The 14,313-nt window shown below is 43.3% G+C and carries 12 protein-coding genes; 7 read left to right on the top strand and 5 right to left on the bottom strand.

Annotation, left to right across the window (positions count from 1 at the left end):
• Nucleotides 1–60: 60 nt before the first annotated feature.
• The 3 genes from U0033_RS17625 to U0033_RS17615 all read right to left on the bottom strand — a co-directional run bounded on the left by U0033_RS17625 (nt 61) and on the right by U0033_RS17615 (nt 6,062).
• Entirely contained in the window at nt 61–2,076 is a 2,016-nt protein-coding gene (locus U0033_RS17625) for a M13 family metallopeptidase (protein WP_072363563.1), read from the bottom strand.
• A gap of 131 nt (nt 2,077–2,207) precedes the next feature.
• The gene (locus tag U0033_RS17620; RefSeq protein ID WP_072363564.1) at nt 2,208–5,456 is read right to left on the bottom strand and encodes a TraB/GumN family protein; all 3,249 of its coding nucleotides are present in this window, start codon (nt 5,454–5,456) and stop codon (nt 2,208–2,210) included.
• A gap of 243 nt (nt 5,457–5,699) precedes the next feature.
• Nucleotides 5,700–6,062 (bottom strand): ribosomal maturation YjgA family protein, encoded by a 363-nt coding sequence (locus U0033_RS17615; RefSeq protein WP_072363565.1) that lies wholly within the window; start codon nt 6,060–6,062, stop codon nt 5,700–5,702.
• Nucleotides 6,063–6,237: 175 nt separating this feature from the next.
• On the opposite strand from U0033_RS17615, the gene U0033_RS17610 reads away from it, so the two are divergent.
• Nucleotides 6,238–7,086 carry an NAD(P)-dependent oxidoreductase gene (locus U0033_RS17610; RefSeq protein WP_072363566.1) on the top strand — a complete coding sequence of 283 codons (849 nt, stop codon included), beginning with the start codon at nt 6,238–6,240 and terminating at the stop codon, nt 7,084–7,086.
• A gap of 59 nt (nt 7,087–7,145) precedes the next feature.
• Here U0033_RS17610 and U0033_RS17605 read toward each other — a convergent pair whose 3' ends face one another.
• Entirely contained in the window at nt 7,146–8,129 is a 984-nt protein-coding gene (locus tag U0033_RS17605; protein WP_072363567.1) for an NAD-dependent epimerase/dehydratase family protein, read from the bottom strand.
• A 70-nt stretch (nt 8,130–8,199) separates the two neighbouring features.
• Between U0033_RS17605 and U0033_RS17600 the strand changes: the two genes are divergently transcribed.
• The 6 genes from U0033_RS17600 (at nt 8,200) to U0033_RS17580 (ending at nt 13,391) form a co-directional block, all read left to right on the top strand.
• Complete coding sequence (locus tag U0033_RS17600) at nt 8,200–8,754, top strand: Crp/Fnr family transcriptional regulator (protein WP_072363568.1); 555 nt, start codon at nt 8,200–8,202, stop codon at nt 8,752–8,754.
• A gap of 84 nt (nt 8,755–8,838) precedes the next feature.
• A complete protein-coding gene (locus U0033_RS17595) occupies nt 8,839–10,257 on the top strand; it encodes an aldehyde dehydrogenase family protein (RefSeq protein WP_072363569.1) in 1,419 nt (472 codons plus the stop codon).
• Nucleotides 10,258–10,307: 50 nt separating this feature from the next.
• On the top strand, nt 10,308–11,105 hold the full coding sequence (locus tag U0033_RS17590) for an AraC family transcriptional regulator (protein ID WP_072363570.1): 798 nt from the start codon (nt 10,308–10,310) through the stop codon (nt 11,103–11,105).
• A gap of 66 nt (nt 11,106–11,171) precedes the next feature.
• Complete coding sequence (locus tag U0033_RS33430; protein ID WP_407654247.1) at nt 11,172–11,219, top strand: hypothetical protein; 48 nt, start codon at nt 11,172–11,174, stop codon at nt 11,217–11,219.
• Between the two features lie 25 nt (nt 11,220–11,244).
• Nucleotides 11,245–12,321, top strand: a complete 1,077-nt coding sequence (locus U0033_RS17585) for a saccharopine dehydrogenase family protein (protein ID WP_072363571.1) — start codon at nt 11,245–11,247, stop codon at nt 12,319–12,321.
• An 86-nt stretch (nt 12,322–12,407) separates the two neighbouring features.
• The gene (locus U0033_RS17580) at nt 12,408–13,391 is read left to right on the top strand and encodes a GlxA family transcriptional regulator (protein WP_072363572.1); all 984 of its coding nucleotides are present in this window, start codon (nt 12,408–12,410) and stop codon (nt 13,389–13,391) included.
• 148 nt (nt 13,392–13,539) lie between these two features.
• Here U0033_RS17580 and U0033_RS17575 read toward each other — a convergent pair whose 3' ends face one another.
• A complete protein-coding gene (locus U0033_RS17575; RefSeq protein ID WP_083571700.1) occupies nt 13,540–14,307 on the bottom strand; it encodes a DJ-1/PfpI family protein in 768 nt (255 codons plus the stop codon).
• Between the last annotated feature and the right edge of the window lie 6 nt (nt 14,308–14,313).

Genomic DNA, 14,313 nt, shown 5'->3' with positions numbered 1-14,313 from the left:
GCAAAAGCGCTTTTTTTATGATCTATGAATTGCCAGGTATGAAAAAGTGATCCTGGCTATTTACCAGATCTTTATCCGCTTCCCTTCCTCCAAATACATCTTATCCCCCGGCTGCACATGAAACGCCGTATAAAAAGCTGCTATGTTCATCAATGGCCCATTCACTCTCCACATAGGCGGTGAATGCGGATCATTATTCACCCAATACCTCATATACTCATCCTTCATCTTTACCCGCCAGATCCTGGCTATTGAAAAGAAGAACCGCTGATCAGGTGTAAAGCCACCAATCTTCGTCGTATCCTGCCCCTGCTTCGTCATTTTAAAAGCATCATACGCTACAGCAATTCCGCTGAGATCCGCTGTATTCTCCCCTACTGTAAGTGCCCCTTTTACATGCATGCTATCCAATACGGTGAACTGGCTGTAAAGATCAACCACCTGTTGTGTTTTAGCTTTGAACTTTGCATAGTCTTCCGCTGTCCACCAGCTTTTTACATTACCATTTTTATCAAACTGTGCGCCCTGGTCATCAAATGTATGCGTCATCTCATGTCCTATTACCATACCGATACCACCATAGTTCAGTGCATCATCTGCATTATTATCAAAATATGGCGGCTGTAAAATGCCGGCAGGGAATACAATCTCATTTGCATACGGATTGTTATAAGCCGTTACAGTGGAAGGTGTAGTGAACCACTCTGTTTTATCCACCGGCTTTCCAAGTTTGCCGAGATTGTATTGGAAATTGTTCGCCGCCGCAGATACTACATTCTCAAAATACTTACCCTTCACGATGCTCACATTTTTATAATCCCTCCACTTATCAGGATACCCGATCTTTTTAGTGATCGCAAATAATTTCTCTTTAGCTTTTTGCTTCGTGCTATCGCTCATCCAGTCAAGATGATCTACGCGGTTAGAAAACGCTTTCTGCAGGTTATTCACCAATTCCAGCATACGGGTTTTCGCTGACTCCGGAAAATAGAGCTTTGTGTATAACTGCCCTAATGCCATACCAAGATAAGTATCTACCACACCAGACATACTCTCACCACGAGTTTTTTGCACCGCCTGCCCGGTAAGGGCTTTGTTGTATGCAAAAGCTACATCTACGAAAGGTTTGCTCAGGTAATCTGCATAACTGCTAATGTAATTTATGCTCAGGTATAATTTCCAATCCTCCAGCGGAACCGTTTTGAGCAAGGTATTCAGTTTTTCATAATACCCCGGCTGTGCTACATCCAGTGAATCGAAAGAAGCACCCAGGTGTTGAAAATAACTCGCCCATCCTATATTAGGTTGCTGCTTATTTAAATCCGTCAGCGCTATTTTATGGAAATTGTTTTTGATATCCCGCAATTCAATATTCGTCTTATGCGCCGTCGCCAATTGCTTTTGAATATTATAAACAAGTAATGCATTTTTCTCCGCTAAAGCCGCCTCAGTTCCAGTCAATGTAAACAACTCAGTAATACATTTTTTATACGCCTGTTGTATAGCAAGGGTTGCAGTATCCGTTTTAAAATAATAATCCCTATCAGGCATACCAATACCAGTCTGGTAAAGATGCCCTATATTCATACTACTATTATCCTGATCCGCTGAAACCTGAAATTCAATCAGAGATGAGTTGGACAATTTGGTTTGTTCTGCTATAAAAACAAGCATCTCCGAAACACTGCCAATCGCATTTATCTTTGACAAACCCGCTTTCAGTGGCTCAAAACCCCGCTGATTGATCGTATTCGTATCCATTCCTGATGCATAGAAATCTCCGATCTTTTGCTCCAGACTTCCAGCAGGATTACTACTTTTTGATACACTATCAAGTATCCCCTGCAACTTCAATCGTTGCTGATAGTTCATAAACCGATACGCACCTACACCGGATTGACTGGGTGGTATCTGCGCAGTATCGTACCATTTTAGATTTACATAATTATAGAAATCATCTCCTGGCTTGATGGTCGAGTCAATCCCTTCAATAGCAATAAAGGGCTTTTCATTGACCCGGTTCTGGCAGGCAACAAAAAAAGCCAGAACAATGGGTAGTAAAAACAATTTTCTCATGTAGATCAGATTTTGGCGAAATTGATGGTTATAGATAATTAAAGATATTATTTCTGACTGAAAAAAAAGGAAGAAGCCTGCAGGCATTATCACCTGCAGGCTTCTTTATCAACTGGATGTTTCTTTCTTATTTATTTATTATACAGCTCTAAAGCTTTCTCTGTTACTTCTTTTTTATCAGGGTATTTATCCCCAATTTCCTGTACTATCCTTGGATGCAAAGGAACCGGTTTAGTCGCATCTTTGGAAAACGGCCCACATAGAAAATAGGTTTTTGAACGCTGACCTTTGTACCTGCAATAAAGCAACAGCACTTCATCCTTCACAGGTACACTATACAAGAATTCAATCCCCACAAGGTTTTCAAACCACAGGAACTTGTTCTCAGCAATGCTGGTTCTGGCCACTATATCCTGTGTAAGTAATGGCTTGATTACATCAATCTGATGATCCCGCTCCAGGTTATTGATCAATTCATGCCCAAATTTTATATTACGTAATACCTTTCCAATAATAGCTGTATCCACTGTAATCCCCTGGTTAATAAGCCCCAGAATGGCTGTGCACTGCATTTGCAGGAAACTATCTGTCACCATCCTTTGAAAACCTCTCACCACATCATCCGGCATACCTGGTGCCGCCAATATATAAGCTGTGCTGCTCAGGGAGTGGAAATAATCATCTATCTCACCAGCGTAAAATTTATCAGCTTCACTATAGAATTTCTTTATCAACACCGGCACCAGTTTTTTTAACCCATATTTAGGCTGTAACCAGATAGAATCATTCCATGAGAAATTGATAAAGGCATTTAGAAATGCAGGATGTTGAATTGCTGTGTCAATAATAGCAGGCATATACCTGTAGTAAAGACTATCATTAAATGGCAGGTCATTACTGAATGCTTCACTTGTAATATCTGTCTTTGCAGCTAAACGGATGAACACCCTTATGGCAGAATCTACAGGTAATCCACTCAATAGATTCAGTAGTTTCAGTTTGGCATCATTGTCTGTTAATGTGGAAAACAGTAGCTCTGCTTCATGAACTACATTATTTTTAGGTACCTCATCCAATGCACGGAAGATATCAACTTTCATTGCTTCACTAATTGCCGTATCACGTATACCATTTAATACAATTGGTATTTCATCTGCATTTGCATGATAGTAAGCAAAGCGTTCGTTCGCCTTCTCAGCAACTTCCTCATCTTTGCTTTTCAGATCCTGTATCAGTATAGCCAGTTTATTATCCTGCAGCGTAGCACCTTCGCGCTTTAATAGCCTAAAGGAACTGAGGAATTGTTGTCCATCACCTGATTTCGCCAGCTCTTCCGGCAGGAATGCCTGAATGATATAAGCCGTTTGACCGGAGATGAATGCTTTTCTATATTCTCTTGTATGATGATCTTTATCCTGTAATTCTACTTCCCAGGCAGGAACGATACCTTTATATGATTTGGTATTGATGACAACCTGATTGGAATCCGGGGTGATGAAGTTTTCTGAAGTATATGCCGGCCCTTTCTGTTCGTATTTTTCAAATGACATAACTGAGATCCTGTACCTGGATTGTGTAGCGGTATCCCATGCTGCATATATCATTCTTTTATCCGGCACAAGATTTTCCCAGCCATTTACCATAGAATTATATCTCAATTTTACCGGCGTCTTCACGGTAAAACTGCTGTCATTGTCAGTAAATGTTTGCCAGGATGCTTTTTTTTGAAATGGTGCCAACTGAAAACTATTAAAGAAGCGCTTTGCATAGCTACTATCAGTACTGTTAGGATGATAAGTACTAATCAATGTAAAGACTGCAGAGCCTCTTTTTATCACATCTTTACGGGAAATCAATCCATCGGCATGTTTGTATTTTACTGTGTACGCAGCTAAACCATTTCTTAGATAGTTAATGGAATCAGTCTTCTGGCAGTTTTCAATAACACTCTTAGGTGGATATAACAGCTCAAATCGTCCATCATCATTTTGTCCGCCAGCTGGAGGAAGATACGTGTTCAGGTAATAGGAAATATGATGTTCATTGTCTACAGCCTTGTAAGTATCTGTATAAGTTGCTTCCCGATATGCAAACCTGTTGCTGGGCATTACCACTGATAAACCGGCCTTAGTAATAGCAAAAGTATCATATACTACCTGTGGTGTATAATCGTAAAACATTACTGAGTTAAAGAACCGGTCACGACTGCTGGTGTCTTTTCCTCCATACATGAATGAAAAAAGCCTGTTATTTACAATGAACATGCGAAGTGCCCATATTCCTTCTTTTGCCCCGGCTGAAGCTGCTATACCAGTATGCCCTTTGAAAGTAATGGGTGTAGTTGCAATAGCGACCCCTTTAAATTTCCGGGTGTAATTGGCAAGGTTGTTTTTAAATATCGTATCCTGTGAAAGGCGCTGGTCCATGATATCCTGGATGGCAACTATACCTCCACTTGAATTATCACCGCCAATATAATATCGCTCGTTAGTCCGTCCATCAGATTTAACCTGTTTAGGATAAAAAGGCAGTTCCACACTAAATCCCTCTTCTTTCTTATTCAGTGTAAACCATGTCATCTTATCCAATTTCTCACGTTCCTGCTTTGCAATTGCTGTCGTAGGTGCATTCACGGCAGTCACCGTATATCCCTGCTGACGCAATTGTTTTACCAAACCTGAAATATGCACACTATCTACTGCTGCGAATACAGATTCAGTTTCGAAATGCTTTGCGAAGTTTACAGCCATCTCTTCATCACGACTTTCCAGGTGCAGATCCGGAGCAGAACCATCCGTCTTCAGATATCCTATTTTAATGAGGAACTCCTTTTTAAATCCAGGCGTGACCGTTTTAGGAAAAAGTAAGTCCAGCTGGTTCTTCACTTTCTCCAAATGATAGGTAGTTTTACCTAGTTTATCCGCTTGCAGAGAAAGCCAGAATTGCGGATATTCATCACCTACCAATGGCAGCAGATTTTCACCCGTGATCCGGGAAGCAATAACCGCCAGGTGTTTAGAATGAAAATCTTCGATATGCTGGTGATTCTTTTCATATACCAGCTTATCGGCAAAGTCGTATTCTTCTTTACTAAGGTAAGCACGTATTGGATTCCCTTCCTCCTCTTCTCCTTCATACTTTGCCCGTCTTATCCCCTCAAAGAGCGAGTCATAATCCACCTCCATTGCAAAGCCCTGCGCTTGCTGTAAAGCAATCAATACCGAATCGTTAAAATTAAAAGCAGCCGGCCCGGTGCTATAGGTAGTACCTAATAAGTATGATGGGTGTGGCGTATGTGGGCCAGTAATACGCCAGAATAGTTGCTGTGACTTTGCTGAGAAGGTTAAAAACAGCAGGAGTAAGGTATGGGTTATCTTCATTGGTATAAAAAATATACCCAAAATTAAGGAATATAAGGCGCAAGTCCGTAATCAGTTTTATAATATGCCTCCGCTTTTTGCACCAGTGAACTCGTATCATTTTTAATAGTAGCCAACACCGTCATTGCCTCCGGTCTTAATGGTGCTACGCGCAGGCTATCGCAGATCCCACATTAGACTGGGCATGGGTTAGCAATGGTATCATCCATGCCGTCAGCAAACAAAAATAGAATTTCGTGTATACTATCGTTTTTTCTCCACGAGTAACACGGTCAGTATACCTAAAGTATACGCCACAATATCACTCCATGCAAAGCTGGTGCCTATAATAATCCTGGCTGCCCTGTTATGTTGTAACCCAAGCATCCCCACCAGGTTAAAATATTGCCCCATCTCAATCAGGTAAGAAAAGATTAGCACCCCTGCGGCAACAGGCTTTACCGGTGCCTGGTAAATACTTCTCACCACGCAATAAATAAAAATAACAACGAGATAATCACCTACATATGGGCGGATGAAGGAGTCGTGTACATATAGGGCTATCAATACCTCTGTAATAAAAAGTGCCAGGGCCAGCAAAAAATACTTTAAACTAAACTTTAACATGAGTGCTAAGATAGGAATATAATTGAGGGGAATCAAACTACAACTTTTGAATTTAATTAGGCAGGCGGGGCTTGGGTGATTTTTAAAAATGGAAAATTTAAACTGGTACACAACTACATTACCCAACAAGTCTAACAAATGAAATTTCGTAACTTCATTAAAAATAACGGAAATTATGAGAGCATTCTTAGGTATGGGCCTTTTAGGATCAAATTTCACGAAGGCTTTAATTAACAAAGGAGAGCAGGTACAGGTATGGAACAGAACCACTTCAAGAGCTACCGCACTGGAAGCTTTTGGCGCAAAGGCTTTTACCAATGTGGCAGATGCTGTGAAGGGTGCTGATTATGTACATATAGTCGTAAAAGATGACGCAGCTGTGAATGAAGTACTGGCCGCCGCTGCACCGGGATTTAAACCAGGCACCGTGATCATTGATCATACTACCACTACCGTAGAAGGTGCGGTGGCACGTACTAAAGAATGGAAAGACAAAGGTTTTACTTACCTGCACGCACCTGTGTTCATGGGCCCTGGCAATGCACTCGATAGCTCTGGCTATATGCTCGTATCAGGTGATCAGGCTGTTGTGAATAAACTGGAGCCCGTGTTAGCTCCGATGACGGGTAAGCTGCTGAACTTTGGCGAAGAAACCGGGAAAGCCGCTGCGATGAAGCTGGTGGGTAATTCATTTTTAATATGCCTGACCGCGGGCCTCACGGATATGCTGTCAGTAGGCAAGGCACTGGGTGTAAATGGAGATGATATCCTGACCCTGCTGGCAGACTGGAATCCTGGTATGGGTGTCACTTCCCGCTTAAAGAGGATCTTGTCTGCACCTTACGACGATCCATCATGGGAACTGAATATGGCAAGAAAAGATGCAGGCATCTTTATCGATAGCACCGCTAAAGCTGGTACGAATCTGAACGTGATACCTGTAGTAGCACAAGTGATGGATGAGTGGATCGCAAAAGGATTTGGAAATAAAGACTGGACGGTGATCAGCAAAGATGTTGTATGATAATAAGGATTTTTATAATAATGAAGAAGCCTGCATTGAACAAATGCAGGCTTCTTTATTTAGTGAACAGGATAAGGCCCCTCGGAAAAAGACTCGCTGTGATAACCTTTCGCCCCTATCACATCAGCCAGTTTACTTTTGATGCTTTGACCCTGTTTTAGTTTTTGCAGCAGAGCACCAAAATCATGTTGTGGTTGCCAATGCAATTCCCTACGCGCTTTCTCATTCACGTATACGCGGTCTATATATGGCAGGAACTGCCAGTTATGCTGCGCAAAGATACCCGCCGCCTCCGGGTATATTCCTTGTATTACCTGCGGTGCATGTGCTCTTAATAAAGGCAGATCTGCTGTTGTAAAAGGCGTCGTTGCACTAATAATATATTTCCCAAAACCAATCTCCTGTGCACGATGCATGGCTGCAATATGCGCAGACACCACATCCTCCACATCTACACGACGATACAGGTATTCCAGTGCTTTAAGATTATCATCTGCAAATGCATCACGCATCCCTTTATTATCATCCTGTTCCGGAAAGAAACGGGAAGTACGCAAAATAAGTACGGGTAATTTTTGATTACGGTAAAAAAGCTGGCAAAGATCCTCTGCAGCAGTTTTCGTAACCCCATAAATGTTCTTGGGTTGCGGTGCTACTTCTTCTGTGATCCAGGCTGCCGGCTCTCCCGGAGGGGGAATCAAGGCATCGCCAAATACACTGGTCGTACTGGTGAAGATGAATGCCTTTACCTTGTTGGCACTCGCCGCTTCCAGCAATTGCAAAGTACCTGTGATATTAGTATCAATGAACTCCTGGCGGGAATGCGTGCCAACATGAGGCTTATGTAGCGTAGCTGTATGTAACACAATATCCACACCTTTCATACATTCCTGTATAAGTACAGGATTGGCAATACTACCCGTATGCGTAGTGAATGAAGAAGCCTGTATATCTATAGAAACAATGTCATGACCCTGCGGAGCAAGGGTTCTTACCAATGCTTCGCCAAGATGTCCGGTGCTGCCAGTGATGAGTATTTTCATAAATTCATTTGAGAATGTAAATTTACCTTAGGTAAAACTTAATCGCAGGACATTTGTCCCAATTTACAACATGATTCAAACAAACCTTGACTTATTACAACTGATCCACAATATGCTGCCTGCGGCAGGAGCTGCCATCACCATCCGGCAATTTGATGCCGGCCAACGCTTTATATTCCAGGAGCAGGAGATCCTGCAGGTATATATTATTAAATCGGGCCTGGTGAAACCATTGATCACGGAAGAGAATGGCAAGGAATATATCTTGGAATTCCTGGGAGAAGGAGAAATGCTGGGAGAGGTAGAAGCCATCCGGGGCACTAAGACAGTCTGCAGCGTAGATGCGGTGACCCCTGTTGTGTTATACGCAATGGGGGTTGGCCAATTTCAATACTTTTTACAAACCATACCTGCTTTCAATACACTCGTACTGCGCTTGCTGGCTACACGGGTAGCGAATTCTTCGGTGAAGATGGCCCGTCAGCAATTATATACCATGGCAGAATTACTCCCCCAATTACAGAAAATGCTGGCTGCACAGCAGATTGAATTTACAAAACAAGACCTCGCAGGGTATATGGGCATCAGTGTAAGAAGTTTGAACAGGTTGCTGAAAGGAGAATGAACCTTATAACAAACAAATCTGAGCTTTAGAACAAAACAGCATACCCCCTTCCCGTCCTACCTTTGATCTATCAAAATATCAATTATGAAAACGATAGATAAAATTTATATCAACGGAGCCTTTGTTACTCCTCACGGACAGGAAATGTTTGACCTGATCAATCCGGCTACCAACCAACTCATCGGCCAGGTAAGACTCGGTGACGAAACCGATGCACAATTAGCCATTGCCAGCGCAAAGGAAGCGTTTAAAACCTTTTCACAATCTTCCCGGACTACCCGGATTAAATATTTACAAAAACTACACGACGCGCTGCACAAAAGGATCGATGACCTCAGCGCTGCAACTATTGAAGAATATGGCGCACCGGTATCCCGTGCTAAAGCAAGTACCGAAATGGCGCTGGCAGCATTCCTCCATGCACAGGAAGTATTGTATGATTTCGAATTTGAACGCAAAGCAGGTCGTTCCCAGGTAAGAATGGAACCCCTGGGAGTAGTCGGCATCATTACCCCATGGAATGCAAATGCAAATTACATTTGTGGTAAGTTAGCCACTGCGATATCCGCAGGTTGTACAGTAGTGATCAAGCCTAGTGAAATGAGTGCCCTGCAAACACAGGTAGTATTGGAAGCCTTTCATGAAGCGGGATTGCCTGCAGGCATCTTCAATATTGTAAATGGTTTGGGAAATGTAGTGGGTGCTGAACTAACCCGTCATCCGGATGTAGCCAAGATCTCCTTTACCGGATCTACTGCTGTCGGCAAGACCATTGCCAGAGCCGCGGTGGATACTATGAAGAGAGTAACACTGGAACTGGGTGGCAAGTCTCCGAATATTATCCTGGATGATGCCGATCTGAGCACCGCCATTCCTATGGCAGTTGCCGCAGGTTTTATGAATAGTGGGCAGGCATGCATCGCAGGTACAAGATTGTTAGTACCGGAAACACGTTTTGATGAAGTGAAGGAATTATTGAAACACGCCGTAGCAGCTACAAAAGTTGGTGACCCTACAGATGCCAATACCGCCATCGGCCCTATGGTCAGTGTAAAACAATATGAACGTGTGCAAAGTTATATTCAATCAGGCATAGAACAGGGTGCCGAAGTATTGGCTGGTGGTCCTGGTCATCCTGAAGGATTAGAGGGTGGTAACTTTGTAAAGCCTACCGTGTTTGCTAATGTAACACCTGATATGAAGATTGCGAGAGAAGAGATCTTTGGACCTGTGATTTCTGTATTGACATACAAAACAGAGGAAGAAGCGATCGCCATGGCGAATGATACCACTTACGGACTGGCAGCATATGTAAGCAGTACAAATGAAGCGCGGGCCTGGAAAGTGGCTGAGCAGATAGTAGCTGGCAGAGTAATGGTGAATAGTTTGCAACATGATCCCATGGCACCATTTGGTGGGTTTAAACAATCAGGGATCGGCAGGGAATATGGTACCTTTGGATTGGAAGAATACGTAGAACCTAAGACGATCATCAAAGGATAATATACAAACCGGCAGGGATGTGTAAGCCCTGCTGGTCTTAATGATAGCGTATGTTAGAAAAGGATAGAATACTGGTATCCTGTTATCACCAGGTAAGCAGGGAAGGCGAGAATTTCATCGGGGAGCATGTACTGGGGTACGTGGTTGCCGGTACCCAGGATGTGTTTCTGGATGGTAAGCATTATGCATTTAAAGCAGGCGATTTCCGCTTCTTTGCCAGGAACCAGTTAGCCAAGTTCGTCAAGATCCCCCCTGCTACTGGCGGCGATTTTAAGACTGTAGGTATTAGAATGGACCAGGAACTGCTGCATAGCTTAAGCCAGGAAACAGGTGTAAAAGCAGATGGTATTTTTAAGGGTGAAAGGAATTTTCATTTACCGGAGCATAAATTATTGACGCACTACAGGGATTCATTGCAGCCTTATATAGATGGCCAGGGTGTACATAGCCCTATATTGACGATGATGAAAGTGAAGGAAGCAGCCATGTTGTTATTGCAATTAAAACCTGAGCTGAAGAATTTGTTATTTGATTTTAGTGCACCGGGAAAGATCGACCTGGAAGCCTATATGAATGAGCATTATAAATTCAATGTGGATATCAGCCGGTTTGCGTACCTGACAGGGAGGAGTCTGGCGACATTTAAAAGAGATTTTGAAAAGGTATTTCATACCACACCGGGTAAGTGGCTACAGCAGAAGAGACTGGAAGATGCTTATTATCTGATAAAAGAAAAGGGTTGGAAGTCTACAGATGTATACCTGGAAGTAGGGTTTAAGGATCTCTCGCATTTTTCATTTGTGTTTAAGAAAGCATATGGTGTGGCTCCATCCAGGGTGAGCGCGTGAATAAATTATTTACATTTATCTCATGGGAACACAAAACAATAAGAAAAGAACCTATCTCCTGGAGAGATCAAACGTGCTGTAAAAGAATGGCAGGGCGATTATATGAGAGTATAACAAAGAATATTTGTAAATTTCTCCCATGTTGGATCATACATTCCTGCTCTATGGAGCAAACGGCTATACCGGAGAATTGATAGCCCGCTATGCGGCAGACTTCGGCCTGCAACCTATCCTTGCCGGCAGAAATAAACAGGCACTGGACAAACTGGGTGCTGAGTTGAACCTCCCTGTGAAAGTTTTTGCATTGGATGATCAACCTGCTATGCAGCAGGCATTACAGGAGGTCAGCGTGGTGGTAAATGCCGCCGGGCCCTATGATTTTACGGCTAAGCAATTAGTAGAAGCCTGTATTGCTGAAGGCCGTCATTACCTCGATCTGAATGGCGATGCCATCATCTATGACATGATCCGTACCTACGATAATGCTGCAAAGGAAAAAGGTGTTATGCTCCTGCCTGGCGCCGGTTATGATGTAGTACCTACTGATTGCCTGGCATTATGGCTCAAACAACAAATGCCGGATGCCCGTTCCTTAAAGATCGCATTTGCAGTACTGAACAGTGCCTTGTCAAGAGGAACGGCGATTAATACCGTGCTCAAATTAGGCTTGCCGGGTTTATCCAGGATTGATGGAAAATTAGTGGAAGAACCTGTTGGTAAAAGAGGGATGTATGTGCAGTTCCCGGGCTTGCATAAAAAGATCTTTACAATGAGCCTGCCATGGGGTGACCTGAGTACTGCTTATGTTTCCACAGGTATCCCGAATATAGCAACCTATATCAATATCAATAAGGCGGCGTGGTACTTCCTGAAAGGACAGGCTGCTTATAACTGGTTGTTGAAAACTAAACTGGTACGTGGCATTGCAAATAGCATTGTCAAAATGCAATCACCAGGTCCGGATAAGGCCACCCGCGATAAAACAAATGCATTGATCTGGGCACAGGTGAGTAACGCCAACGGGGATACGCTCACTGCTAATATGGTGGTGCCGGAGGCGTATACATTGACAGCACTGACCGCATTGCTGATTACAAAGAAGATCCTGAATAAAGATTATAAAGCCGGTTATCAGACACCAGCCACTGCTTATGGTACTGAATTGATTATGGAGATAGCGGGGGTGCAAAGAGAGATCATTGCATATTTAAATTGAAGATTTACAATAAGCTACAATACCCTGCTTTTCCATCAGTTTACATTTTTCCTTAACTTAGGGCTGGAAGAACACCACCTACAACCATGAAACACATATCTATATTAATCCCCAGAGGTGCCGCGTCCCTGGGCTGTATTGAAGGCGCACACAAAATGTTTTTTAATGTAAATCGTTTCCTCATCGAACGGGGCGATGAACCCTTATTCACCATCCAGTTTGTGGGCATGACCCATGATGCATTGGTATATGATGGATTTGCTAAAGTAAGCCCGGACCTGAGTATCCAGGATAATTTCAATACTGACCTGATCATTATTCCTGCAGTAAACGGGGATATGGATAATGTCATTGCTGCCAACAGCGATTTCTTTCCATGGATCAGGGCGCAGTATGAACGTGGTGCTGAAGTCTCGAGTCTGTGCGTAGGTGCATTTCTGCTGGCAGCTACGGGTTTGCTGGCGGGTAAAAAATGTAGTACGCACTGGCAGTCAGTTCCCCTGTTCAGGAAAATGTTCCCGGATGTAGAAATGGTCTCTGACAGGATCATCACCGATGAGAATGGCATCTATTCCAGTGGAGGAGCCAATTCATTCTGGAATCTGCTCCTGTACCTGGTGGAAAAATATACCGACCGGGAAATGGCGATCTTTTGTGCGAAATTCTTTGCCATTGAAATTGACAGGTTCAGCCAGTCACCCTTTATTATGTTCCGCGGGCAGCGGGATCATCAGGATGATGAAATTAAACGGGCACAGGATTTCATTGAGCAAAATTTCCAGGAGAGGATTTCGGTAGATCAGTTAGCTGCCCTGTGTACCATGGGAAGGCGGAGTTTTGAAAGGCGATTTAAGAAAGCGACGAGTAATACGGTATCTGAATATATTCAGAGAGTCAAAATAGAGGCCGCAAAGAAAGGATTTGAGACCAGCAGGAAGAATATCAATGAGGTGATGTGCGAGGTGGGATATGCGGATAATAAGGCGTTTAGAACGGTGTTTAAGCGGAAAACGGGCTTGTCGCCGGTGGAGTATCGGAATAAGTATAACAAAGAAGCAATTGCAGTATAAGCTATTTCAGGAGGGGAGCTTGTATCAAAAGTAAAGTTACCCGGATTTAATCCGGATACCCGGCGCAGAAAAATTGTGTTTATGAAATGTTTAATGCCTCCAGATTACTTTTAAAACAAGCTCCTCTTTTAAATTTATTTATTCAGGATCAATCCTTTGTTTTCACCACCAGGCCTTCACCCGGCACCCATTTATCATATTCCATTTGTTTGGCAATCTGCATTGCGGCATCATGCCCTCTCAGTTTTTCAACAAGGTGCAGTGCCCCATCAATTCCAGCAGAAATCCCTGCAGTCGTCAACACATTTCCATCCTCCACAAATCTTTTGTCTGCCAGTACGGTGCTATTAGGCAATGCTTTCCGCAGGTTTTCAATACTATTGTGGAAAGTGGTCACAGTTTTATGATCCAGGATGCCTGCCTTGCCTAGAATGAAGGCACCTGTACATACAGACATAAAATACTTCGTATCCGGTATCCTGGATTGAATCCATTTAATCACTTCGGGGTCATTGGATGCTACCTCGTCATTGCCGCCGAAGGTCACGAAGATGTCTGCCGGAGGAGCATTTTCAATGCTATAGGTAGGCAGTACTTTCAGTACCCCCTGTGCATGGAGCGGGGCTGTGGTCTTTGACACGATGGAGATGTTGCAGCCTGCATAGGAGAAAACTTCCAGTGGACCGGCAAAATCCAGTACTTCTATGCCATCATAGAGGTAGAAGCAGACATTCAGTTTTTTGATGTCCTGGTTTTTTTTGATCAGTTGCATGCCGCAATGTGGGCATTTGCCTGCCTGGGTAAAAGTAAGAGTGTCGCAGCTGGGTCCATTGCAGGGTGGGCAAACGTAGGTTTGTGCGCTGGCAAAGGCGGTCAGCAGGGTAAAAAGAAGGATTGAAATGATCCGTTTCATCATGGCGGT

It is taken from the genome of Chitinophaga sancti (assembly GCF_034424315.1).
Classification (GTDB): domain Bacteria; phylum Bacteroidota; class Bacteroidia; order Chitinophagales; family Chitinophagaceae; genus Chitinophaga; species Chitinophaga sancti.
This window is presented reverse-complemented; position numbering and strand designations above follow the sequence as displayed.